The sequence below is a fragment of the Allorhizocola rhizosphaerae genome (assembly GCF_003426775.1).
Lineage (GTDB): Bacteria > Actinomycetota > Actinomycetes > Mycobacteriales > Micromonosporaceae > Allorhizocola > Allorhizocola rhizosphaerae.
Window position 1 is genome coordinate 1 of record NZ_QJUG01000083.1, and the last position, 24,168, is coordinate 24,168.

Annotated in this window: 21 protein-coding genes; 4 read left to right on the top strand and 17 right to left on the bottom strand. The window is 68.6% G+C overall.

Annotation, left to right across the window (positions count from 1 at the left end; genetic code table 11):
* Nucleotides 1-375: 375 nt before the first annotated feature.
* Complete coding sequence (gene tyrS / locus DM816_RS19115; RefSeq protein ID WP_246002044.1) at nucleotides 376-1,629, bottom strand: tyrosine--tRNA ligase; 1,254 nt, start codon at nucleotides 1,627-1,629, stop codon at nucleotides 376-378.
* 116 nt (nucleotides 1,630-1,745) lie between these two features.
* Between tyrS and DM816_RS19120 the strand changes: the two genes are divergently transcribed.
* The 3 genes from DM816_RS19120 (at nucleotide 1,746) to DM816_RS19130 (ending at nucleotide 5,260) form a co-directional block, all read left to right on the top strand.
* Nucleotides 1,746-3,059, top strand: a complete 1,314-nt coding sequence (locus DM816_RS19120; protein ID WP_117211611.1) for a DUF1800 domain-containing protein — start codon at nucleotides 1,746-1,748, stop codon at nucleotides 3,057-3,059.
* 8 nt (nucleotides 3,060-3,067) lie between these two features.
* Nucleotides 3,068-4,312 carry a DUF1501 domain-containing protein gene (locus DM816_RS19125; RefSeq protein ID WP_117211612.1) on the top strand — a complete coding sequence of 415 codons (1,245 nt, stop codon included), beginning with the start codon at nucleotides 3,068-3,070 and terminating at the stop codon, nucleotides 4,310-4,312.
* 153 nt (nucleotides 4,313-4,465) lie between these two features.
* On the top strand, nucleotides 4,466-5,260 hold the full coding sequence (locus tag DM816_RS19130) for a TetR/AcrR family transcriptional regulator (protein ID WP_246002045.1): 795 nt from the start codon (nucleotides 4,466-4,468) through the stop codon (nucleotides 5,258-5,260).
* Here the strand turns inward: DM816_RS19130 and DM816_RS19135 are convergent.
* The 10 genes from DM816_RS19135 to argC form a co-directional block, all read right to left on the bottom strand.
* Nucleotides 5,241-6,512, bottom strand: coding sequence for a hypothetical protein (locus tag DM816_RS19135; RefSeq protein WP_117211614.1), 1,272 nt, complete (start codon nucleotides 6,510-6,512; stop codon nucleotides 5,241-5,243). The genes DM816_RS19130 and DM816_RS19135 overlap by 20 nt on opposite strands.
* Nucleotides 6,513-6,523: 11 nt before the next feature.
* On the bottom strand, nucleotides 6,524-7,114 hold the full coding sequence (locus DM816_RS19140) for a DNA-3-methyladenine glycosylase (RefSeq protein ID WP_425455253.1): 591 nt from the start codon (nucleotides 7,112-7,114) through the stop codon (nucleotides 6,524-6,526).
* Nucleotides 7,093-8,484, bottom strand: a complete 1,392-nt coding sequence (gene argH, locus DM816_RS44585; protein ID WP_117211616.1) for an argininosuccinate lyase — start codon at nucleotides 8,482-8,484, stop codon at nucleotides 7,093-7,095. Before argH ends, DM816_RS19140 begins: the two co-directional genes overlap by 22 nt.
* Nucleotides 8,481-9,695 (bottom strand): argininosuccinate synthase, encoded by a 1,215-nt coding sequence (locus DM816_RS19150; protein WP_117211617.1) that lies wholly within the window; start codon nucleotides 9,693-9,695, stop codon nucleotides 8,481-8,483. The genes argH and DM816_RS19150 overlap by 4 nt, the downstream gene beginning before the upstream one ends.
* Complete coding sequence (locus tag DM816_RS19155; RefSeq protein WP_117211618.1) at nucleotides 9,688-10,182, bottom strand: arginine repressor; 495 nt, start codon at nucleotides 10,180-10,182, stop codon at nucleotides 9,688-9,690. The genes DM816_RS19150 and DM816_RS19155 overlap by 8 nt, the downstream gene beginning before the upstream one ends.
* Entirely contained in the window at nucleotides 10,179-11,072 is an 894-nt protein-coding gene (gene argF / locus DM816_RS19160; protein ID WP_117211619.1) for an ornithine carbamoyltransferase, read from the bottom strand. The genes DM816_RS19155 and argF overlap by 4 nt, the downstream gene beginning before the upstream one ends.
* Nucleotides 11,069-12,220, bottom strand: coding sequence for an acetylornithine transaminase (locus tag DM816_RS19165; RefSeq protein ID WP_117211620.1), 1,152 nt, complete (start codon nucleotides 12,218-12,220; stop codon nucleotides 11,069-11,071). The genes argF and DM816_RS19165 overlap by 4 nt, the downstream gene beginning before the upstream one ends.
* Nucleotides 12,217-12,981, bottom strand: a complete 765-nt coding sequence (gene argB, locus DM816_RS19170; RefSeq protein WP_281274345.1) for an acetylglutamate kinase — start codon at nucleotides 12,979-12,981, stop codon at nucleotides 12,217-12,219. The genes DM816_RS19165 and argB overlap by 4 nt, the downstream gene beginning before the upstream one ends.
* Nucleotides 12,982-13,074: 93 nt before the next feature.
* Nucleotides 13,075-14,229, bottom strand: a complete 1,155-nt coding sequence (gene argJ / locus DM816_RS19175) for a bifunctional glutamate N-acetyltransferase/amino-acid acetyltransferase ArgJ (RefSeq protein ID WP_117211622.1) — start codon at nucleotides 14,227-14,229, stop codon at nucleotides 13,075-13,077.
* A 67-nt stretch (nucleotides 14,230-14,296) separates the two neighbouring features.
* The gene (argC, locus tag DM816_RS19180; protein WP_117211623.1) at nucleotides 14,297-15,307 is read right to left on the bottom strand and encodes an N-acetyl-gamma-glutamyl-phosphate reductase; all 1,011 of its coding nucleotides are present in this window, start codon (nucleotides 15,305-15,307) and stop codon (nucleotides 14,297-14,299) included.
* 956 nt (nucleotides 15,308-16,263) lie between these two features.
* Here argC and DM816_RS19185 point away from each other — a divergent pair.
* Nucleotides 16,264-16,755, top strand: a complete 492-nt coding sequence (locus DM816_RS19185; RefSeq protein ID WP_162907624.1) for a response regulator transcription factor — start codon at nucleotides 16,264-16,266, stop codon at nucleotides 16,753-16,755.
* Here the strand turns inward: DM816_RS19185 and DM816_RS19190 are convergent.
* The 6 genes from DM816_RS19190 to folP are packed head-to-tail and all read right to left on the bottom strand — an operon-like array spanning nucleotide 16,649 to nucleotide 24,166.
* On the bottom strand, nucleotides 16,649-18,355 hold the full coding sequence (locus tag DM816_RS19190) for an ATP-binding cassette domain-containing protein (protein ID WP_117211625.1): 1,707 nt from the start codon (nucleotides 18,353-18,355) through the stop codon (nucleotides 16,649-16,651). The two genes, DM816_RS19185 and DM816_RS19190, sit on opposite strands and share 107 nt — an antisense overlap.
* Nucleotides 18,352-19,965: an ABC transporter ATP-binding protein gene (locus DM816_RS19195; protein ID WP_117211626.1), complete on the bottom strand. Its 1,614-nt coding sequence runs from the start codon at nucleotides 19,963-19,965 to the stop codon at nucleotides 18,352-18,354. The genes DM816_RS19190 and DM816_RS19195 overlap by 4 nt, the downstream gene beginning before the upstream one ends.
* Nucleotides 19,966-19,991: 26 nt before the next feature.
* Nucleotides 19,992-20,147 (bottom strand): SapB/AmfS family lanthipeptide, encoded by a 156-nt coding sequence (locus DM816_RS19200; protein WP_117211627.1) that lies wholly within the window; start codon nucleotides 20,145-20,147, stop codon nucleotides 19,992-19,994.
* Nucleotides 20,148-20,165: 18 nt separating this feature from the next.
* A complete protein-coding gene (gene lanKC, locus DM816_RS19205; protein ID WP_117211628.1) occupies nucleotides 20,166-22,685 on the bottom strand; it encodes a class III lanthionine synthetase LanKC in 2,520 nt (839 codons plus the stop codon).
* Between the two features lie 52 nt (nucleotides 22,686-22,737).
* Entirely contained in the window at nucleotides 22,738-23,295 is a 558-nt protein-coding gene (locus DM816_RS19210) for a dihydrofolate reductase family protein (protein WP_117211629.1), read from the bottom strand.
* A gap of 1 nt (nucleotide 23,296) precedes the next feature.
* A complete protein-coding gene (gene folP / locus DM816_RS19215; RefSeq protein ID WP_117211640.1) occupies nucleotides 23,297-24,166 on the bottom strand; it encodes a dihydropteroate synthase in 870 nt (289 codons plus the stop codon).
* Nucleotides 24,167-24,168: the final 2 nt, after the last annotated feature.

Consider the following 24,168-nt stretch of genomic DNA (forward strand, 5'->3'; position numbering starts at 1 on the left):
TGAAAACATTCATACCAAAGGAATCAACCCAACAAAGGGGTCAAAAACCAAACAAAAACTTTGGCACTGGCATAAACAAGCACCCTGTTAAGTTCTCAAAAAACAAACACACACCAAACCAGACCACACACCGTGCGACCCAATCCGGGGCAACTCCCCAACACTACCCGATCGGACCTATCTGGTCAAATCCGGCGGCGGTGACCCGGAGCACACAGCTTCGCTGTGGTTCTAGATCGTTGGGGGCTCCGACAACCCGGCCGGCACTTCGGCTCTCGCTGCTGCGAGGGCTGAACACCCGCCCGGCTCGTTGCCGGCTCGAAAAACATTACGCGTTTGTGCGGCCCGCCGCAAATCGGCGGGCAGCGATGGGTGTCACACCAGCTCGACGCCGGCGATGGTCTTCTTGCCCCGGCGCAGCACGAGGTAGCGTCCATGGAGGAGAGAATCCCTGCTCAGTGGACTGTCGGGATCGGACACTCGCTCATTGTTGAGGTACATGCCGCCTTCGGCCGCGGCACGGCGCGCATCGCCCAAACTCGACGCGAGGCCCGACTCCCTGAACAACACCGCAGCATTGTCCAGCGACGACACCCGCGCGAGGCCCGCCTCCGCGAGCGCCGCGCCCAGTGTGGACTCGGGCAGGTCGCTCAGCGCACCCCGCCCGAACAGCGCCTGCGACGCCGCGATCACCGCCTGGCACTCCTGTTTGCCGTGCAACAGCGTGGTGAGCTCCTCCGCCAGCGCCTTCTGCGCCCCGCGCAGGAACGGCTTCTCCGCCGTCTCCCGCGCCAGCTCCTCGATCTCCTCCCGCCCGCGCAGGCTGAAGATCTTCATGAACGGCACCACGTCACGATCGTCGGTGTTGAACCAGAACTGGTAGAACGCGTACGGGCTGGTCATGCTCGGGTCGAGCCACAGGGCCCCGCCCTCCGTCTTGCCGAACTTGGTCCCGTCGGCCTTGGTCACCAGCGGTGTGGTGAACGCGTGCACCGGTCCGGCGCCGCGCCGCCGCACGTAGTCGACGCCCGCGGTGATATTGCCCCACTGATCCGACCCACCAAATTGCAGGCTGCACCCGTACCGTCGATGCAATTCAAAAAAGTCATTTCCTTGAATCAGCTGGTACGAGAACTCGGTGTAGCTGATTCCGCTCTCCAGCCGGTTTCGGACCACATCGCGGGCGAGCATCTTGTTGACCGGGAAGTGTTTGCCGACGTCACGCAGGAACTCGATGGCCGACATGGGCTGGGTCCAGTCCAGGTTGTTGACCATCGTGGCCGCCACGGAGCCCTCGAAGTCGAAGAACGGCTCGACCTGCCGCCGAATCTTGTCGACCCACGTCGCGACCACGGCCGGGTCGTTGAGCACGCGCTCGCCGCTGTCCTTCGGATCACCGATCAGCCCGGTCGCGCCCCCGACCAGCAGCAGCGGCCGGTGGCCGGCAAGCTGCAACCGGCGCGCGGTCAGCACCTGCACCAGGTTGCCATGATGGATGCTCGGCGCGGTCGGGTCGAACCCCACATAGAACGTCACCGGCCCGCCGGCCAGGTGCTTGCGGAGCTCATCGAGGCCGGTCGAGTCCTGTATCAGGCCGCGCCACTGCAGATCATCGAGGATGTCGGTCACGACGACGATTATCCCCCGTGCCTGGACCCGGCCCGCATCAGGTTTACCGTAAGCAGCCGGCGGGCCACGCATCGATAACTAGCGCGATGGCGTACCGATCCGGTTTACTCTCCCCCATGGCCGAACGCGACAAGCTCGCGCATCTGCTCCGCCGGGCGACCTTCGGCCCCACGGCCGAAGAGGTCGACGCGGCGGAGCGCGACGGGCTCGAGGCGACGATTGCGCGGCTGGTCGGGCCGTCGGACCCCAATCTGGGCCCGCCCATCCCCGTGATCACCAACGATCCCGTCGACTCCCTTCCCCGGGACGCGACCGGCGCCCAGCGCGAGGCGGCGCGCAAGACGCGCGAGACCCAGATCGCCACGATCACCAACTGGTGGCTGGATCGCATGGTCGTTGCCGGGAGCCAGCTTGAGGAGAAGATGGCCTTCTTCTGGCACGGGCACTGGGCCACCAGTATCGAAAAGGTCGACTCGGCCCACCTGATGCTGTTGCAGCACAACACGTTCCGCCGCTACGGGCAGGGCGATTTCGCCGCGTTCGTGAAGGCGATGGTTCGCGACCCGGCCCTGATCCTGTGGCTTGACGGGCAGCGCAACACCCGCAAGGCGCCCAACGAAAACCTGGCCCGCGAGCTGCTTGAGCTGTTCTGTCTCGGGATCGGCAACTACACCGAAGACGACGTCAAGGCGGGCGCCCGCGCGCTCACCGGCTGGGTGGTCGAGCGCGGGAGCGGCAAGACCCGCCTCGACATGAGCCGCTATGACGCCGGCGAGAAGACGATCCTCGGCCAGACCGGCAAGTTCGACGCCGACGGGTTCGCCGATGTGCTGCTCAACCTGCCCGCCTCGCAACGCTTTGTGGCCCGCCGGCTGTGGTTCCGGTTCGCCTCGGGCGACCCGGTCCCAGAGGAGGTGCTGCACAAGCTGGTCAGCGCCTACCACGCGGGCAAGGGCATCACGACCATGCTGCTGGCGATGTTCAGCCACCCGGCGTTCCTGGCGACCCGTGGGCAGCTGGTGAAGCAGCCGCTGGAGTGGGCGGTCGGGGCGATGCGCCAGCTGGGCCTGCGCCCGTCGACCCTGGCCGAAAACGACCGCAAGCAGCTGATGAACAGCCTCGATGGGCTCGATCAGGTGCCGTTCCGCCCGCCGAGCGTTGGCGGCTGGCCGCATGGGGCGGCCTGGCTGACGAGCCATTCCATCCAGGTGCGGCTGCGCCTGGCCGAGATGCTCGCGGCGCGCACGCCCAATTCGGTGCTCGCCAAGCTCAACGAGGCCCCGCAGGAGGGCCGGCCCGACGCGCTGGCGAAACTGCTCGTGGTCGACGCCTGGACGCCCCGCACGCGCGCCGTGCTCGACGGCGCCGCCAAGGATTCGCGCAAGATGCTGGCTCTGGGGCTGGTCAGCCCCGAGTACAGCGTCCATTGAGGAGAGTCATGGACTTTCTGACCAGACGCAAGTTCCTGCTCGCCAGCGGGGTCACCGGGGCCGGCGCCATCGCCGCGGGCGTCACGTGGCTGCCGATGAAGGAGATCATGCAGACGGCGGGCGAGCTGACCGGGCTCGCGCCCGGCGTGCCCAAGATCCTCGTCATCGTCACGCTCTACGGGGGCAACGACGGGCTCAACACCGTCATCCCCTACAACGACCCCGCCTACGCCAAGGCGCGGCCCGATCTGGCCTATGACGAGGGCGAGGTGCTCAAGCTCGACGAGGTCGCGGGGCTCAACCCCGCGCTGAAGGGAATGCACCAGGCATTCGAGCGCAAGCAGGTGGCGATCGTGCGCAGCGTCGGCTATCCGAAGCCGGATCGCAGCCATTTCCGTTCGATGGACATCTGGCACACGGGCGAGCCGGAGCGTCCCGGCAACACCGGCTGGCTGGGCCGCTGGCTCGATACCGCAGGCGGCGATCCGCGCCTGGCCGTGTCGTTCGAGCAGGTGCTGCCGCCGCTGCTGGCCGGCGAGGCGAGCGCGGGCGCGGTGGTGGGCGGCAACGGGCTGCGCCTGCCCAAGACGTTCAACATGAAGTCGATCAGCGGGCTGGGCCAGGTCGTGCCGGGCGAGCCCAAGTTGCAGGCCCGCGCGGCCTCGTGCTTCGAGGCCTTGGCGGGTGTCGACCAACTGATCAAGGACGTGATAGAGGACGCGGCCGAGCGGGCCAAGGCGGGCGAGACCCAGGCGACCGGCACGGGCGGGCAGACCGCGATCCAGCAGCAGTTCAACCTGGTCGCGCAGTGCATCGAGGCGAAGGTGGCCACCCGGGTGTTCTCCGTGTCGCTGGGCGGCTTCGACACCCACGCCGACGAGAAGCAGCCGCACCAGACGCTGTTGGGCATGCTTGACCGCGCTGTGACCGGCTTCCTCGACCGGATGTCCAAATCGGAGCAGGGCAAGAACGTGGTCGTGTTGGTTTATTCGGAGTTCGGGCGGCGAGTGAAGGCCAACGCGTCCGACGGCACCGATCACGGCACGGCGTCCGATGTGTTCCTGCTCGGGCATGGCGTCAAGGGCGGGATCTACGGGCAGCCGCCGGACCTGAAGGACCTCGACCGGGGTGGCGATTTGAAATACACCACCGATTTCCGCGACGTCTATGCCACCGTGCTGGAGCGGGTGCTGGAGACCGACGCGGATCGGGTGCTGCCCAAGTGGAGCGGGCGGCTTCCCCAGATCGTCTGAGCGACCAGCCCGGCGGCGACAGAGCCCAGGCCCGATTGACGACTCCCAACCGCTCGCCGAGGGCGCAGGCGAGCCCACCGCGCGCCTGGCAGGAGGGCGAAGCGGCGCCGGCGCAGCAGGTGGCGTTCACGACGTCGCGACGACATCTTGGCGATGTCATCGCGACGCCTGACTATGGTGTCGTATGTGGCCAAGGAGTACAGCGGCTCAGGTGACCCCACGCGCAGCATGCAGCTGCTTTGGGGGATACAGGAGCGCCCGAAACGCGGCCCCAAACCCCGGCTGACGGTCGAAGACATCACCCGCGCGGCGATCACCCTGGCCGATGCCGAGGGCCTGGAGGCCGTGTCGATGCGCCGGGTGGGCGAGCAGCTGGGCGTCACGGCCATGTCGCTGTACAGCTATGTGCCGAGCAAGGCCGAGCTGCTGGATCTCATGATCGACAGGGTGTACGGCGAAATGCCGCGCACCGACTCCGATGAGCCCTGGCGTGCACGGCTAGAGCGTGTCGCACGGGGCGCACGCGCGATGTACCTACGGCACCCGTGGCTGCTGCAGGTCGCAACCGCCCGCCCCGTGCTCGGCCCGAATGCGATCGCGCGCTACGAGCACGACCTGCGCGCCGTCGAAGGCGTAGGGCTCAGCGATCTCGACATGGACCTGGTCGTGGCCCTGATCGGCGACTACGTGCACGGCTCGGTGCGCACGGCCATCGAGGCGGCGCAGGCCGAGGAGCGCACGGGCATGACCGACCTGCAGTGGTGGGAGTCGCTTGCGCCGCTGCTGGAGAAGGTCGTCGATTGGCGCGACTACCCGGTGGCGACCCGGGTCGGCGAAAAGGTGGGCGAGCTCTACCAGGCGCCCATGGATCCCGAGCGCAGCTTCGAGTTCGGGCTGCAGCGCGTCCTCGACGGTATCGAGGTGTACCTCAAAAACGCCACATCTTGACGTCCACTTTGGACATCCGATCCGCCAGCTGCGCGCAAATGCGCGCCAGCAGCGGCACGGCCAGCCAGGCCAACACGAAACCGTAGTACGCGAATTCGGCCAGCTGGCCGGGGTTCAGGTGAGGCGGGCGCACCATCGGGTACCAGATCTGACTGAATTCCAAGGTGAAATGGCAGACATACGCGTATTGGTAGTAGCCGATGAAACATTCCGGCGGGAAATACGAACCCAGCACGAGACTGTCGGCCCCGACCCACACCGAAACCAACAGCACCGCCAGCACGCCAAGGTTGCCGAGCACGCTCGGGTAGGGGTGCCGCAACACGGCAGCGAGCGCCAGCGACGCCGGAAGGATTGCTATCACGAAGAAGCGCGGGCCCCAATAGTCTCCGCCATACCAACTCCACCAACTCGCATACGCCAGCACGAGCCCGGCCAGGAACAGCATCCACAGCAGATAAACCCGAAACAGCGGCGCGTCCAGCCGTTTGCGCACCGGCAGCAGCAGTCCCGGCGCGTAGAACACCAGCCCCTTGCCGAACGAGAACAGGATGGCCATCAGCCCGAAGAAGAACGGATACGAGAATCCGTCGAGGCCCGAATACGGCATGACGGTTTTCGCGATGACCACGTTGTTGGTGTATTCGGCGTCGAACCCGCGCCTGAACCAGATTTCCAACACCACGATGAGCCCGCCGACGCCCACCGGAATGAGGTGGCGCAGGCGCTTGAACCGCACGCTCTCCCCCGCCGACACCAGGCCGAGGCCGATCAGTGTGGCGGGGGTGTTGGCCGCGCCGAGAATCACCGCCGCCCATCCGGCCTTGGTGAATCGGTAGACCAACGCCACAATGCCCACGCCGACCGCGACCATCGTGAACACCTCGCCGTAGAAGTTGCGCACGTGCGGTGCGATCATGCTGCCCGCCACCACGAGCAACAGGAACGTGCGCAGCAGCGAGCGGTCGATGTGCTTGCGCAGCAACAAATAGAGTGCACCGATCGACAGCGCGAACAGAATGATGTTGTAGTACTGCAGCACGCCCAGCCCGAGCAGGTAAAGCGGGGTGGCGAACAACGGGCCGATCATCGAGTAGATCGTGTCGGCGACCTCACCGCGCTGCCACAGCTGCAGCAGCGCGTTCCACCGCGCGAGGCCGTCGCCGCCGAGTTGCTGCTGCTGCCCGAAGGCGAGCAGGAACAACCCGAGCAGAATCAGGGCCGTTTCGACGGGGGCCTTCCATGGGCGCATGGATCAGCAGGCTATCGCACGACCCGGTTACCCGGGCGATACGCACTTACCGTCGGGTCGCCGGGCAGCCAGAACCGCCACGCGCGCTCGGCCTCCTTGGCCACGCCGACCCGCGGCCCCTGTTCAAACCGCGCCCGTCTTGGGGGGACAGTGAGCCGCACGGGCGAGGCCGGGTCGAACACATCGATGCCATTGGCCGCGCCGTCCAACTCCAGTACCGTCGCCAGCCGCGCCGGACCCCTGGCGAGGTCGCGTGGCGAGACGCCATCTCCCCTTCGCGACACGGCCAGGTCCACGCCGTCGATGACCTCGCCCGCCCGCAGCAGCACGGCGCTGGCCTCGCCCTCCGGGCCGGTCACGATGTTGGCGCACCAGTGCATCCCGTACGTGAAATACACATACAGCCGCCCCGCGGGACCGAACATCACGTCGTTGCGCTTGGTGCGCCCACGGTGGGCGTGCGACGCCTCGTCCTGCCCGATGCCCGCGTAGGCCTCGACCTCCGTGAGCCGCACCGCCACCGCGCCCTTGCGGATGACGGCGCCCAGCAGTCGCGGCGCCACCTCCGCCGCGGAGCCCTCTATGAAGCCCACTCGTGCCAAGCCCGCAGTTGTTCGACCACTTTGGACAGTTGCTCGGCGACCGGACCCGGCCCGGTGGACCCGGGCGTGATGCGTGCCGCCAGCGCCTCCCGCACGGTGAGCACGTCGCGCACCTCCGGTGTGAGGTGCTCGCTCACTGAAGCCAGGTCGTCGTCGCTCACCTCGTGCAGTTCGCATTCGCGCACCGCGCACAAAGCCACCAGCTGGCCGGTGATCTCGTGCGCGTCCCGGAACGGGACTCCCCTTCGCACCAACCAGTCCGCGACCTCCGTGGCGAGCGAGAACCCCGCGGGCGCCGCCTTGGCCAGCCGGTCGACCCGCACGGTCATCGTCGAAATCATGCCGGTCAGCGCGGGCAGCACGAGCGACAGCGTGTCGATCGCGTCGAAGACCGGCTCCTTGTCCTCCTGCATGTCGCGGTCATAGGTCAGCGGCAGGCCCTTGAGCATGGTGAGCACGCTGACCAGCCCGCCGATCAGCCGCCCGGCCTTGCCCCGGGCCAGCTCGGCGATGTCGGCGTTCTTCTTCTGCGGCATGATCGATGACCCGGTCGCGAACGCGTCATCGAGCTCGACCCAGCCGAACTCCTGCGACGTCCACAGCACGACCTCCTCGCCCAGCCGGGACAGGTGCACGCCGAGCAGGGCCGTGACGAACAGGAACTCGGCCACGAAGTCGCGGTCGGACACCGCGTCCATGGAGTTGGCGAACGACTCGCGGAACCCCAGCTCCTTGGCCACCTGCGGCGGGTCCAGCGGCAGTCCCGAACCGGCGAGCGCGCCCGCGCCGAGCGGGCTCACGGCCGCCCTTGCGTCCCAGTCGCGCAGCCGGTCGAGGTCGCGCAGCAACGGGTGCACGTGGGCGAGCAGCCAATGTCCAAACACGACCGGCTGGGCGTGCTGCACGTGGGTCATGCCCGGGGCGGGCGTGTCCACGTGCCGCGCGGCCTGCTCGGTGAGCGCGTCGGCCAGCTCTTTTATCAAGAACGCCACCCCGCGGGCGTGGTCGCGCAGATACAGCCGCAGGTCCGTGGCCACCTGGTCGTTGCGCGAACGCCCGGCGCGCAGCTTGCCGCCCAGCGCGCCCAGCCGTTCCAGCAGCCCGCGCTCCAGCGCGGTGTGCACGTCTTCATCTTCGACCGTGGGCCGGAAGGTCCCGGTTTCCACGGCCGCGTCGAGGTCGTCGAGCGCCGCGAGGACCTGGCCCAGCTCGTCGGGCGTGAGCAGCCCGGCGGCCGCCAGCACCCGGGCGTGCGCCCGCGAGCCCGCGATGTCGTACCGCGCCAGCCTCCAGTCGAAATGCACACTCACGGAAAGCCGTGCCAGCGCCTCCGCGGGTCCGCCCTGAAACCGTCCGCCCCACAACTTCATTTGACAACGTCCCTCTGTGCCGCGAGCCGCGAGGGCAGTCCCCACAGCTCGACAAATCCGCGCGCCAGCGACTGGTCGAACCGGTCGCCCTCGTCATAGGTCGCCAGGTCGAAGTTGTACAGCGACTCCTCCGAGCGCCGGCCCGTCACCACGGCCCGGCCCGTCACCACGGCCCGGCCCGCGTGCAGGGTCATGCGGATCTCGCCGGACACATGCCGCTGTGTCTCGTCGAGGAACGCGTCGAGCGCCCGCTTCAGCGGCGAGAACCACAGCCCGTCGTAGACGAGCTCGCCCCACCGCTGATCGACCGACCGCTTGAACCGGGCCACATCGCGCTCCACGGTCACATTCTCCAGCTCCTGGTGCGCGGTGATGAGCGCGATCGCCCCCGGCGCCTCATACACCTCGCGGCTCTTGATGCCCACGAGCCGGTCTTCCACCATGTCGATGCGGCCGACACCCTGCGCACCCGCGCGCCGGTTGAGCTCGGCGATGGCCTGCAGCGGCGTCACGGTCTCGCCGTCGATCGCCACGGGCACACCCTGGTCGAACGTGATCACGACCTCGTCCGGGTCTCTCGGGGAAGCGGGGTCGGCCGTGTACGCATAAATGTCCTCGATCGGCCCGTTCCAGATGTCCTCCAGGAACCCGGTTTCCACGGCTCTTCCGAAAAGATTTTGATCTATCGAGTACGGCGACCGGTGCGACACATCGATCGGCAGGTTCTTCGCTTCGGCGTATTCGATGGCCCTGTCGCGCGTCCACGCGTAATCCCGGGCCGGCGCGATCACCTTCAGGTGCGGGGCGAGCGAGCCGATGCCGACCTCGAACCGCACCTGGTCGTTGCCCTTGCCGGTGCAGCCGTGTGACACGATCGTGCCGCCGTGCTTGGCAGCCGCCGCCACCAGGTGCTTGACGATCAGCGGCCGCGACAGCGCGCTCACCAGCGGATAGCGGTCCATGTACAACGCGTTCGCGCGCACGGCCGGAAGGCAGTAAACGGCGGCGAACTCGTCGCGCGCGTCGACCAGCTCGGCCTCGACCGCGCCGCACGCGAGCGCCCGCTTGCGGATGGCCTCCATGTCCTCGCCGCCCTGACCGACGTCGACGGCGACGGCGATCACCTCCGCACCGGTCGTCTCGGCGAGGTACGGGATGGCGACGGAGGTGTCCAACCCGCCCGAGTAGGCGAGCACCGCCCGCTCATTCATGTGCCTGGTTCCCTTCATCGATGCCGGCCCAACCGGCGAACTTCGCGGCCAGCGCGGCGCCACCCACCGATTCGCGCGCCACCACCAGGATCGTGTCGTCGCCGGCGATCGTGCCGACCACATCGGGCAGACCTGCCCGGTCGATCGCGCTGGCCACGTATTGCGCCGCGCCCGGCGGGGTGCGCAGCACCGCGAGGTTGCCGCTGTGGTCGGTCTCGTTGAGCAATTCGCGCAGCAGCCGGACCAGCTTGGCCGAGCCGGTCTCGACCTGGCGCAGCGGGCGGTTGCCGTCCTCGGGGATGATGTAGACCCCGCCGACCTTGATGGCGCGCAGCTCCTCCAGGTCGCGCGAGAGCGTGGCCTGGGTGACCTGCACGCCGCCGGAGGCCAGCAGCTCGCCGAGCTCGGTCTGCGAGCGCACGTCGTGCCCGCGGATGAGGCTTTCGATCCGGGCGTGGCGGGCCGCTCGCGACAGCGGAGCGGTCATCGCGCCCCCACCAAAAAGGCAAGAAGCGCCTTTTGAGCGTGCAGCCGGTTTTCGGTCTGGTCGAACACCACGCTCTGCGGGCCGTCCATCACCTCGTCGGTGATCTCCTCGCCGCGGTGGGCGGGCAGGCAGTGCAGCACGATGGCGTGTGGCACCGGCTTGAGCAGCTCGGCGTTGACCTGGTAGGGCAGAAACGGCGTCACCCGGTCGATCCCGTCGCCCTCCATGCCCATCGACGTCCACGTGTCCGTCGCCACCACGTCCACATTGGACACCGCCGCGCGCGGGTCGGTCACGAGAGTCACCGATCCCCCCGTCTGCGCGGCAATCCGCTCGGCATCCGCGACCACCTCTTGCGAAGGCGCGAACCCCGCGGGATTGGAAATGCGAATGTGCATGCCGGCCGTAACCCCGCCCAGCAGATAGGAGTTGGCCATATTGTTGGCGCCGTCGCCAAGATAGGCCAGCGTCCGCCCCCGCGTGCCACCCAGGTGCTGACGGATCGTCATGAGGTCGGCGAGCACCTGGCACGGGTGGAACCCGTCGGTGAGCGCGTTGACCACCGGCACCGTCGCGTTGGACGCGAGCTCGGCGAGCCGGTCGTCGCCGTGCGTGCGGATCACGATGACGTCGACGAAGCGCGACAGCGCCCGCGCCGCGTCGGCCATCGACTCGCCGCGCCCGAAGTGGGTGGTGATCGCGTCGACGATCACCGGCGTGCCGCCCAGCTGGGCGATGCCCACCTCGAACGACACACGCGTGCGCAGCGACGGCTTCTCGAAGATGACCGCGACGCTTCTGCCGTCCAGGTCGCGGCCTGGTTTCATGGTCAGCACCCGCTCCTGCTCGGCCGGGGTGAGGTCGTCGTCGCGCAGGAAATGCTTGATCATTTTGAGCCCAGCACCTCGCCCAGAGCCTCGATGAACGCGTCGGCCTGCGCCGTGGTGAGGATCAGGGGCGGCGCGAGCCGGAGGACGTCGGGCTGCGGCGGGTTGATCAGGAACCCGGCCTCGCGCATGGCCACGGCCACCTCGCCCGCGATCGGCTTGGCCAGCACCACGCCGAGCAGCAGGCCCGCCCCGCGCACGTCTTTGACCAGCGGATGCCCGGCGATGCCGCGCCGGATCCGCTCACCGATCCGCTTGACGTGGTCGAGCAGCCCATCGGCGGCGATCGTGCGCAGCACGGCCAGCGCCGCCGCGCACGCGATCGGGTTGCCACCGAACGTCGAGCCATGCTGTCCAGGCGCGAACGCCACGCCCTCCGCGAACGAGATGGTCGCGCCGATGGGCAGCCCGCCGCCCAGCCCCTTGGCGAGCGTGACGATGTCGGGCGAGACGCCCTCGGCCTGGTGGGCGAACCAGTGCCCGGTGCGCCCGACGCCGGTCTGCACCTCGTCGAGCGCGAGCAGCGCGCCGTGCTGGGTGGTCAGCGCCCGCGCGGCGGCCAGGTATCCGGTCGGCGCGGGCACCACGCCCGCCTCGCCCATGATGGGCTCCAGCATCACCATCGCGGTCTGCGCATCGACGGCCGCCTCAAGCGCCGCCACATCCCCATAGGGCACGTGCACCACGTCGGCGGGCAGCGGCAGGAACGGGTCGCGTTTGGACGGTTGCCCGGTCAGCGCGAGCGCGCCCATGGTGCGCCCGTGGAACGCCTGCTGCGCCGCGATCACCTTGGTGCGTCCGGTGAGCCGGGACAGCTTGAACGCGGCCTCGTTGGCCTCGGCGCCCGAATTGCAGAAGTACACCTTTCCCGGCCGGCCGGTCAGCGCGAGCAGCAGCTCGGCCAGCGCGACGGTCGGCTCGGCCACGAAGAAGTTCGACACGTGCCCCAACCGCGACACCTGCTTGGTCACCGCCTCGATCACGGCCGGATGCCCGTGGCCGAGCACGTTGACGGCGACGCCGGACAGCATGTCCACATAGGACTTGCCGGCCTCGTCGTAGACCACCGCACCGGACCCGCTGACCAGCCCGATCGACGGCGTACCGTAATTGTCCATCATGGACTGTTGCCACCGCTCAACAAGTGTCATGGCAGCACCGTCGTCCCTTCATCGAGTTTGATGGCCGCGTGGGGGACGCGACCGTCGACCACATGCGCGGTGGGCACACCGCGTTGCACCGCCGACAGGCACGCCTCGACCTTGGGCAGGATGCTCGGCTCCAGCGTCGGCATCAGCTCCTGCAGCCGCGCTGCGGTCACCCGCGACAGGAAGCTGTCGGTGTCGGGCCACTGCGCATAGAGCCCCGGCACATCGGTCAGGATCACCAGCCGCGTGGCCCCCAGCGCAATCGCCAGCGCCGCGGCAGCCGTGTCGGCATTCAAATTATGCGGTACCCCGAAGGCGTCCGGCGCGATCGTCGACACCACCGGCACGTGCCCGTCGGCGAGCAGCTTTTCCACCAGCGCCGGGTTGACGTTGCCCGCCTCGCCCACGAGCCCGATGTCGTGCGAGACCGGCACCGCCGTGATGAGATGACCGTCCTCACCGGACAGTCCGACCGCCGACCCGCCCTTGGCGTTGATCAGCCGCACCAGGTCCTTGCCGATGGACAGCAGGACCATCCGCACGATCTCCATGGTCTCGGGCGTGGTGACCCGCAAGCCCGCGTGGAACCGTGACTTGATCCCCACCCGTTCCAGCATGCTCGAAATCTGCGGACCACCGCCGTGCACCACGACCGGTCGCTTTCCTTCGCGCGCGAGCTGAGCGATGTCGGCCGCGAACGAAGCCTGCAACGCGGGCGACGTCATCGCATGCCCACCGTACTTAACCACCACCACATCACTCACACCCCCACCCCCTTTCCGCGCCGATCATGAACTTACGTCCATGTTCGACGGCGTGTCGTGACGCCAACTTCATGATCAACCGAGACTGGGGTGTCATGACGAATAAGCCGAATTCTCGTGCACGTAATCGTGGGTCAGGTCATTGGTCCACACGGTGGCGTGGGCGTCACCGGCGTGCAGGTCGATGGTGATGGTGATCTCTGGCCCCGACAGATCCACCTTGGACCGATCCTCCGCGGCTGCACCCGACCGGCACACCCACACCCCGTTCATCGCCACGTCGAGCATGTCCGCCTCGAACTCCGCATCGGTCGTGCCCACCGCCGCGAGCACCCGGCCCCAGTTGGGGTCTTTGCCGAACAGTGCCGCCTTGAGCAGGTTGCTGCGCGCGACGGCCCGGCCCACCTCGACCGCCTCCTCCTCGGTGAGCGCGTGCACGACCTCGATCGCGATCCGCTTGGTGTGCCCCTCGGCGTCGGCGAGCAACTGCTGCGCCAGGTCGTGGCACGCCTGGGTGACGGCGGCGGTCAGCTCCTCCTGCGTGGGCGACAGCCCGGACGCCCCGGAGGCCAGCAGCAGCACGGTGTCGTTGGTGGACATGCACCCGTCGGAGTCGAGCCGGTCGAACGTCAGCCGGGTCGCCTCGCGCAGCGCCTCGTCGAGCGCGTCGGCATCGGCCACGGCGTCCGTGGTCAGCACGCACAGCATGGTGGCCAATGCGGGGGCCAGCATGCCCGCGCCCTTGGCCATGCCGCCCACGGTCCAGCCGTCGCCCCGGACAACGGTCTTCTTGGGCCGGGTGTCGGTGGTCATGATGGCCTCGGCCGCGAGGTCGCCGCCCGCCTTGGACAGCGCCTTGACCGCACTGTCCACTCCCGACAGCAGCTTGGGCATGTCGAGGCGCACCCCGATCAGGCCGGTGGAGCAGACCGCGACCTGGCCTGCGCCCATGGCGCCGAGCTTGCCGGCGACGTGCTCGGCCGTGCGGTGGGTGTCTTGAAAGCCGGCCGGCCCGGTGCACGCGTTTGCCCCGGCCGCGTTGAGCACGACCGCCTTCAGCGCGCGGCCCTTGAGCACCTGCTGACTCCACAGCACCGGGGCGGCCTTGACCCGGTTGGCCGTGAACACGCCCGCGGCCGTGGCGTCGGGACCGTCGTTGACCACCAGCGCGACGTCGGCCGTGCCGCTGGCCCGCATCCCCGCGGCCACGCCGGCCGCCCGAAAACCCTTGGGCGCCGTCACACTCACGCGTCCACCCCTTCGCCACAACCGGCCGCGACCTCCGCGGTCCGAAATCCCTTTGGTGCCGTCACACTCATGGAGCCACCCCGAAGGCAGAAAGGCCGGAGGTCTCCGGCAGCCCGAACATGAGGTTGGCGCACTGGACCGCCTGGCCTGCCGCGCCCTTGCCGAGGTTGTCGATCGCGCTCACCACGATGATCCGGCCGCTGTCGACGTCGACGGCCGCCTGCAGGTGAGCGCTGTTGGAGCCGAGCGTCGCCGCCGTGTGCGGCCACTGCCCCTCGGGCAGCACGTGCACGAACGGCTCGTCACCATACGCATCGACCAGCACCTCGCGCACCACACCCGCCGTGATGTCACAGCTGGTCGGAATCGCGGTGACGGTGGCGAGAATGCCGCGCGGCATCGGGGCCAACACCGGGGTGAAGGACATGGTCTTGGCGCCGGTCGCCTGTTTGATCTCGGGCACGTGCTGGTGCTGCCCCACCTTGTAGGGCGACAGGTCGCCCATGACCTCGCTGCCGAGCAGGTGCGCCTTGGGCGACTTGCCCGCGCCCGACGTGCCGGACGCCGCGACCACGACCACGTCTTCGGGCTGGGCGAGCCCGGACATCAGGAGCGGCGCCAGCGCGAGGGTGGTCGCCACGGCGTAGCAGCCGGTCGCCGCGACCCGGGCGGAGCCCGCGATGCGGCGACGCTGGCCGGGCAGCTCGGGCAGCCCGTAGGTCCACGTGCCGGCGTGATCGCCGCCGTAGTGGCGCTGCCAGAGCTCGGCGTCGCGCAGCCGGAAGTCGGCCCCGAGGTCGACGACCTTGGGTCCGTCGATCTGCGCGGCGAGCGCCGCCGACTCGCCGTGCGGCAGCGCGACGAACACCAAATCGGCCTCGGCGACAGCATCGGCCGTGGTGGCCGATAGGGTCAGGTCGAGGCCCACGAGATGGGGGTGGACGCGGGATAGGGGCTGACCCGCCTGCGAGTGGGCCGTGGCGCAGACGAGCTCGAACTCGGAATGGCCGGCGATCAGTCGCAGCAGCTCGCCGCCGGCATAGCCGCTGGCGCCCGCCACTGCTACCTGGATGCCCATACTGTCCTCCGCATAGTCATTCGCTCCGTGGTAAGCATACGGACCAGTGCATGACCATGCAACGACATTAGCCGGCGTTGTGAGCCGCATCGCCCGATAGGTCGATACGGCGACGATCATGGTCGTCGTCATCGTGGGGTCCAGCCGACGGGTCTGCGTTGCTTCGTGGCCGCGGGCGTCTCGCCTCGGCCGCCCGCCGTCGTCGGGCCATGGAACCTCCCGTCGCCTCCTCTCGCGCCCGCCTGACCGCCTGGCACTCGCCTCCCGCGAGGCGGCCACGGCGGGCGCATCGCCGATCGTGACCCGCGGAAGGCAGGGGTCGCCAGCGGCCGAGCCCGACGGCGCGGCGACGGGCGCACGCGTGGCGATGGCGTTCAACACCACCTTCGCCCCCACAATCACCTCCGACGCACGGCTCGACGTGCTCATCGCCACCGACCCACCCCGGCGCGAAACAAACACTGTCCACATTGGTCAGTCGCGTCGGGACGCGCCCACGCGATGTCGGCGAGGCTCAAACATGCCGCGCACTTGAGGCGTTTCAATTGCTCCACATGCGGGTAGAGGAGCAGATTGGCGGCGGAGGGGCGAGCACGCTCGTCTTCGGCGGGCCCCATCAAACGACTGATCAGCGCGCTAGACTTACCGAGGGAATAGATGTTTGTCGATCTTCAGGTGGCGGGATGGGGGACCCGATCCGCTGAGTTAGTTGGCGTGAATCGGCATTCATGTAGGGCACATCACCAATGTGGGGCTAAGCTCAAATCGACAGCAACTGCGCCGTACCGCCAGCGGCGTGCCATTTTCAGCGCACGGGGAATGGTCGTGACTGGGGGATCGTAGTGATCAGAGTCCTTATTGGACAGAAAGGCAGGCTGCTGCGTGGGGCGATTGCGACCGTGCTGTCGCGGACGCCGGAGATGAGAGTCGTAGCCGAACTGTCGCACGGTGACAGGGTGGCAAGTGCCGTGCAGCGCGAGGCGGTCGACATCGCCGTCCTCGATTCGAGGATACCCTGTTCCATCTTATTAACCGATTTATGCGAGAAGCTCATTCCACAATGCGCGGTTCTTCTCCTGAGCGACCCGGAATCCACCGACAGGCTGTGTTTCAGCCTTGCGAGGTTGGCTCCCCGGGTCGGTTTTATTGCCACCGAATCGTCGCCCGACGTGCTCATCGACAGCGTGCTGCGGGCTGCTCGGGGCGAGGTGGTCATCGACACCAAACTGGCGTTGTCGGTGATGATCGCCAATCAGAACCCACTGACCGAACGCGAGCGCGAGGTGCTCCGGCTTGCCGCCGAGGGGCTGCGCTCCACCGAGATCGCACAGCGGCTCTTCCTCAGTCCGGGGACGGTCCGGAACCACCTGTCACGGATCCTGACCAAGACGGACTCGCGGACCCGGATCGCGGCGATCCGGGCGGCTCATGAGCGAGGCTGGATATGAGTTCACGATAGAGGGCGGAGCGCTCCAGCAACCCGGCATGGTCGCCGAGCTGGGCGCCCGCCCCATCGAGCACCAGGATCCGCTTGGCGCGCAGCGCGGAGCTCAACCGGTGCGCGATGACGATCAGCCCGCCGGGCCGGCGGGCGAAAGCCTGCTCCGCGACGGCTTCCGTGGCCGGATCGAGGTGGCACGTGGCCTCGTCGAGAATCACGATCGGCGCGGACGACAGGTAAGCCCGCGCGAGCGCGATCAACTGGCGCTGACCGGCCGACAGGCGCCCCGGCTCGACCACCGCGTCCAGCCCACCGAGCTCTTCGACGAGCGTGCCCGCCCCGACGGCCGCGGCCGCGGCATTCAATAAAGCGTCGTCCGCACCGGGACGCAGATAGGCGAGGTTCTCCCGCACGGTGGCCGAGAAGACGTACGCCTCCTGCGGAATGAGCACCCGGTCGGCGACGACCACCTCACCCGACGACGGGTGGCGCAGCCCGCACAGGACCATCGCGAGGGTCGACTTGCCGATGCCGCTCGGGCCGATCACAGCGAGGTGCGCACCCTCGCCCACGGCCAGGCTCAGATCGCGGAACACCGGCTCGCTGTGCGGGCCGTAGGCGAAGGTCACGTGGCGCGCCTCCAACCGGGTGCCGGCCCCTTTGACCGCGGCCGGCGGTGTGACGCGCTGCTCCAGCAGCCGGCCCAGGGTCACCGTGTACCGCAGGCCCGCGCCGCCGAGCCCGCCCATGAGCTTGCGCATCGCCGGCTGGAGTCCAAACAGGACATACGTCAGCCCGCCGAGCACCTCGCCCGGGGTCAGGCCCCGGCCGGTGAGCCACGGGACCGCCATGAGCAACGCGATGAGCGGGAGCCAACCGCCGACCGCGAAGCACAGCGTGCGCACGACGGCGGTCCACGACAGCGCGCGCTCGGCGGCCGCCTGGTCTTCGATCGGCCCGGCCACCATCGCGGCGGCATGACCCGACGCACCGCACGCGATGGCGTCGCGCGCCCCGGCCACCACCGTCGACGCGGTCGCCGCGAGCCGCTCCTCGGCCAGTACGGCCGCACGCTGCCGCCGGGCCGAAAGACCAAGCGAGGCAACGAATCCGGCCACGCCCAGCAGGAACGGCGGGCCGACGAACAGCATCACCCACGGCGACAACGCGAGCAGCCCGAGCAGCACGCCCACCACGCCGACCACGAAATCGCGGGTGACCATGAGCAGTCCCGCGAAGCTGTCCCGGACGATCTCGACCTGGCGGGTCAGCCGGGCCACCGCGCCGTCGTCGGCCTGCCCGTCCAGGGCCCGCGCGAGCGAGGACCCGACCACCCGGCGCACCAGCTCGTCGCGCATGGGCTCGACCATCTCGCCCAGCCCGCGCAGCACCTGCCGGGCGCCGACCGCGCTGCACAGGCTGACCGGGATGATCGCGGCCAGCCACGCCAACCCGACCAGCGACCGCCCCGCGAGGAAATGGTCCACCGAGCGGGCCACCGCCACGCCGAGCATCGCCGCGGGCAGCGCCTCCGGCAGCGACCACAGCAAGAAGCGCAGCACCGCCCCGCGCCGCAGGTGCAAGACACCGAAGGCAATCGGAGTCATTGGAACACCGCCCGATAGGCAGGCTCGTCCCACAGTGCGGCGTGCGAGCCGACCGCGCGCACCGTGCCACCGTCGAGCCACACCACCAGATCTGCCCGCTCCGCCGTGGTGATGCGATGGGTGATTATCAATCTGGTACGCGACGCGGCGAGCAGCGCCTCGCCGATGCGCATCTCCGTGACCATGTCCAAACTCGACGTCGCGTCGTCAAGGACCAGCAGGCGGGAGGCATCCCACGCCCGCGCGAGCCCGAGCCTCTGCGCCTCCCCACCCGACATCGGCGCGTCCGCGAGCGGGGTGTCATACCCATGCGGCAAGCGCACGACGAAATCGTGTGCATGCACGGCGGTCGCGGCACGGGTCGCACCGACGTGCTCTCGACCCAGGCCGATGGCGTCGGAGACGGTACCCCCCAAAAGAACGGGTTTTTCAAAAGCGCAACCGACGGCTCGCCGCAGCTCCCCCTCGGACACGGACGGCAACGGCACGCCGTCGAGAAGCACAGTGCCACCATCGGGATCACGCAGCCGCGCCGCCAGAAAAGCCAGCACGGACTTGCCCGACCCCGACCGGCCCACCACGGCAGCAGATGATCCACCCGGCACGGCAAACGTGACGCCGCGCAGCACACCATCCACGGAAACGCCGTCGAACTCCAGCCGCCCCGGACCGTCCGGAAGCGACAGCGTGCCGTAGGAAAGGGGCGGGACTTGCAGAACCGCATTGATGCGCGACGTCGCGGAGCGGGCACGAGCCAGCCCGCCCAGGACGCCCGTCAGAGCGCCAAGTCCCGCCCCGATGACCGCGTAGCGGCCCGCCGCGAACAGATCTCCGGGGGTGAGATCGTGTGAGGCGAGCAGCAGACCGCCCGCGGCCATCACCACGACCAGCACCAGGGGCCCGACGACGGCACCCTGGGCGGTCGAGCGCGCAAGCACCTGCCACATCCGCATCCCCTGCGCGCGAAGCTCTTCAAGTGGCCGGAGCACGCGCTCGCGCTCGGCCTCGTACGTCCCGGCGGCGGCGATGGTCCGGGCACCGGTCATCGCCTCGGTCAGGCGGGCCGCGATGCCGCTCTGCGCCACCTGATAACCGGCCGATGCCTGCTCGGCGCGCCGGCTGAACGAGCGAAGCACGAGGGTCACCCCGCCCACGCCGGCCAGGAACGCCACGCCCAGCCGCCAGTCCATGATGGACAGCACGATGAGGCTGCCCACGGGCGGCAGGACCCCGAGCGCCAGGCTGATCCGGCTGAAGTCCGCCTGGGCGGCCTCCGACGCCTGCCCCGAGACCCGGCTCACCAGGTCACCGGTGGGAAACCCGAGCAGGCGGTGCGGACTGACGGACAGGATCTGCCGGATCAGCGCATGGCGCAGCCGGGCCGCCGCGTTGGCGGCGTATGCCGTGGTCGCGAATGAGTCGAATAGATCCGACGCGATGGACACGGCGATCAGCCCGACTGCGAGGGCGAGCCCGTTGCCGTCGATCGCCCGGCCCAGCGCCATGGGCAGCGCCAGGGAGGCGAACGTGCCTATCGCGCCCGAACAGGCGACCAGCATAAGCTGACGGCGGGACCGGGCGATCTCCACTCGTCCGGTCCCGCCATTCATGATGGGCCACCTATTCCGTGGTGGGCTTACTTGCCGCCGCAGAGCAGCGCGCTCAGCTCGGAGCCGTGGCCGCCGCACAGGGTGATGCTGATGTCCGAGCCGCAGCTGTGGCCGGAGTTCGAGCTTCCGGTGGCCATGTCGACGATCGGGGAGTCCATCGCCTGGAGGTCGAGCAGCGTCATGATGACGCTCCTTTCTGGTTAGGGGTTTACCTGACCCGCACCGATCAGTGCGGGAGTCTTGTCGTCCAGCGCCGCGCCCAGGGCGAGCAGGACACCGGCGGTGCCGGTGGCCAGATCCATCGACAGGCGCAGCAGGCCGTTGCCGGGGAAGGCCAGGCCATCCTTGAACGGGACGGCATGCCAGTCGAGGTTGCGCACCTGCTTTTCGATGCCGGGGCGTTTCGTCGCAGCCAGGTAGAGCAGGATGCCGGCGCGGCCGCTGAACAGGTTGGGCAGCGCATACATCGTGGACTGCGCGGCCAGGCCGATCTGGTCGGCGGCGGTGCGGAACTGTTCGTCCTCGCGCCGGGTGAGGTAGTCCTCCAGCGCCAGTCCAATCCCGACACTGCCGGTCTCGAAGTACGGCATGGTGCGCCAGCCCTCGTTGACCTCCATGATGCCGTCGGAGCGGACAACGCATCGCTTGAGATCCATGCGCAGCGCGGTCGCGGCCTTCTCGAGAAACGCCTCGTCGCCGGTCTCGTCGTAGGCGCGCATCAACAGCAGCGCCGGGCCGGACGCGCCGCGCACCAGACCCGCGAGCGGATTGTCACCACCGCTGATCTCCGGCACGGAGTCCTCGTTGCCCAACCGCTCCGCGACCAGGCGAGCGGCCTCCAGCCCCGCCTCGCGCAGCCTCGGTTCACCGGTGCGGTGCGCCAGGTGCAGCAGGTTGAGGCCAACGCCCGCCAGACCCGAGTGGAGGTCCTGGCCCAGCGTCGTCCAGTTCTCGCTGAGCACCATGTCGACCAGATTCAATGCCTCCTTCTGGTACCCGAGGTGCTCCAGCACGAACGCGACGCCGTGCAGCCCGTCATACAACCCCGGCGGCGTCCCGGTCGCGGGCTTGCGCGCCCGCTGCAGCAGCCACTCCTCGTACTCCGGGAACCGGCCCGCGCCCGTGGCCGACAACGCATACAGCACACCGGCCGCGCCATAGCCCAGGCTGATCCCACCGCCCGTGCTGAACTGCCGCGGATCGCCCGGGAACAGACGGTCGTCGCGGTGCGGCGTCGCGCTGCCCACGATCGCCTTGGTCAAACTCATCCTCGCCTGTTCCCAATCCCCCAAAGCCGGGATGGGCCCGGGCTCCGGCGCGATCACCTCGACCGCCTGCGCCAGGAAGTCCTCGGGTACCGGGAAGTGCGCGGAGATCACGTCGGCGAAGTGCCGGGCCTTCGTGCGGTCGAGCCACACGATGTTCATCAGCGGCAGGAACAGGGCCAGCTTCAGGCAGGCCAGCGCGTAAAGGTCGATGTCGAACCCGGTCGTGCTCGACGGCGACGCGAACCCCTGGTTGGCCAGGCCCGGCCGGGTCATCTCGGAGACCGGCGCGGCCACCTCGAAGTCCAGCAGCCCGATCGTGTCATCCTCGCGCACCAGCACGTTCCACAGGTGCAGATCGCCGTACACGTATCCGCGCTCGTGGATCGCCTTGACCGCGCGCTCCGTCTGGTCGTAGATGCCCATGGCCCACGCCGTGTACGCGGCCAGGTCGTCCGGCGTCGTGTCGAGTTTGATCAGCGGGAAGCGATGCGCGATCTCCCGGCTGAGCGGGCGACCGTCCACGTACTCCATGGCCAGGAACCGATGCTCACCGATGTCGAACAGCTCATACGCCTCGGGCACCCCGGGGATCCCGGCGAACTCGCGCATGATCTTGTACTCGCGTTCCACGCGGGCCACCGCGTCCTGCCCACGCGCGTCCAAACCGGAGTGTGGCCGTGCCTCCTTCAGCACCACCTGCCGGTCGTCCAGCTTGCGCCGGCCCACGTAGATCCCGCCACCGTTGGAAAAGTGCAACGCGCGCTCGACCGTGTACGAGATGTCGGTCAACTTCACCGAATTGCGCGCGTCCAAGTGCGGCTGCAAAAACCCGGGCAGCTTCACCCACGGCGGCAGGTGGAACACCGGCCCCCGCCGGTCGGGCACCAGCGTGCCCGTGTCATCGGCGATCGCGCCGACGATCTGCCCATTGGGCGCCACGCAGAAGCGCGAGGCGAACGCGCCGTAGCGCACATAAAGCGGGCCCTTGCCCCATCGCAGGTCGCTGAGGATGTAGGGACTCGGCTCACCGTCGAGCAGCTCACCGAGCTCGTTGAGGATCCGCTCGCACACCGTGTCGTCGGCGGGGTAGATCGTCACCAGCTTGCCGCTGTACCCGCGCGGGGCGTACTTGGAGACCCGGGAGATCAGCGCGGCGTGCGAGCGCAGGAACTTGAACTTGATCCCGCGCGGCGCGCAATACGCCCACACCTTGCCCAGGACGCTCTCGGCATTGTCCAAACACGACGACGCGTGAATCTTCCATCCCTGCAGCGGGAGCTCCACGTCGTCGGGTGGCACCATGACCAGCCAGTCATCCTGCTCGACGCGTCCCCAACCGTCCGGCAGCTCGCACGTGGCCAAGTCGAACGGCCTCGGGTCACCCTGTGCGGCGTGAAGAACGTCGAAGAAGATCGGGTCCGCGTTGGTGTACGCACCATATCCCTCATCCACGCGAACATCATCATTGCCATAAAGTTAAATGAACTAGTACTAGAAGTCATGTTTAGATAGTGACACTTGACCGGTACCGCAAGAACAACAGCTGGTCAACGGAAATCGCGTGCATCATTCGCATTCGCCGCGGTGGATGCGGCGCGCCCGCGGTGATCCGCCCCGCACCCGGCCCGACGAGCATCGGGCCGATCGTGAGGCACAGCTCGTCGATCGCGTCCAGCCCCGCGAGCGCGCCGAAGATGTGCGGCCCGCCCTCGCACAGGAGGTGTTTGCGCGCGTGTTTGGCGAGCAGATCTGGCACATCCCTCAGGTGAGCGATCTCGAAGATCGGATCCGGCGGCAGTCCATTTTGGACCCGCCATGCACGCGCCTCATCCGAGATGAGGCTCCCCCGGTATCCCTCGACCCGCACGGTGTTGGCGCCGACCATGACGACGTCGGCCATCATCCGCAGCAGCCCCATCAGCTCCTGGTCCTTGGGCCCGCCGAGCGGCCCGGAGCGCCCGTCCAGGGTGACCGCCCCGTCCAGTGACGTCACCATGTTGAGCCGCACCATCGGCGCGCCTCGGTCCTCCGGCAGGTATGCCGCGAGCAGTTCGGTGTCCATGTCACATGTTGTGCTTCGTGTAGACGGGCGACCTCCACCCCATGATGGCCTCGGTCATCCGCACGGCATCGACCGACTCGCGCACATTGTGCATGCGCACGATGCGGGCGCCGTGCAGGATCGAGACCACGGCCGCCGCGAGGCTGCCGGCGAGCCGCTCCCCCGGCGGCCGGTCCAGCGTCTCGCCCACGAAGTCCTTGTTGGACACGGCCGCGAGCATGGGATAGCCCACCGCCGCGATTTCCCCCAGCCGCCGCGTCAACTCCAGCGTGTGCAGGGTGTTCTTGTTCAGGTCGTGTCCCGGATCGATGATTATCTGGTACGGGCGCACGCCCCTGCCGAGCGCGAGGTCCACCTTCTCCCGGAGGAAGGCCGCGATCTCCCCCGCGATGTCCACATAGGACGGACGCGGATAGGGCGTGCGCGGCGCGGCCAGGCTGTGCGTGATGATCAGCTGCGTGCCGGGCCGGGCCGCGACCAGATCGGCCAGCGCCGGATCGTGCAGCCCCGTGGTGTCGTTGACGATGTGCGCCCCGGCATCCAGCGCCGCCTCGGCGACCTCCACCCGGAACGTGTCCACGCTGACCACCGCTTCTTTCTCCACGGCGGCTCGCACCACGGGCAGCACCCGATCGAGCTCCACGTCGGCGGGCACCTCGCCGTCGTCCGGCGAGAACTTGACCCCGCCGATGTCGACCCAGTCCGCGCCCTCGTCCACCGCCCGCGCCACGGCCGCGACCGCCTTGTCGAGCGCGAACGTCGCCCCCTTGTCGTAGAAGGAATCCGGGGTGCGATTGACCACGGCCATGACCGCGACCTGGCGGTCGAAGTCGAACCGGCGCCCACCGATCACGCGAACGGGCTCATGCATGA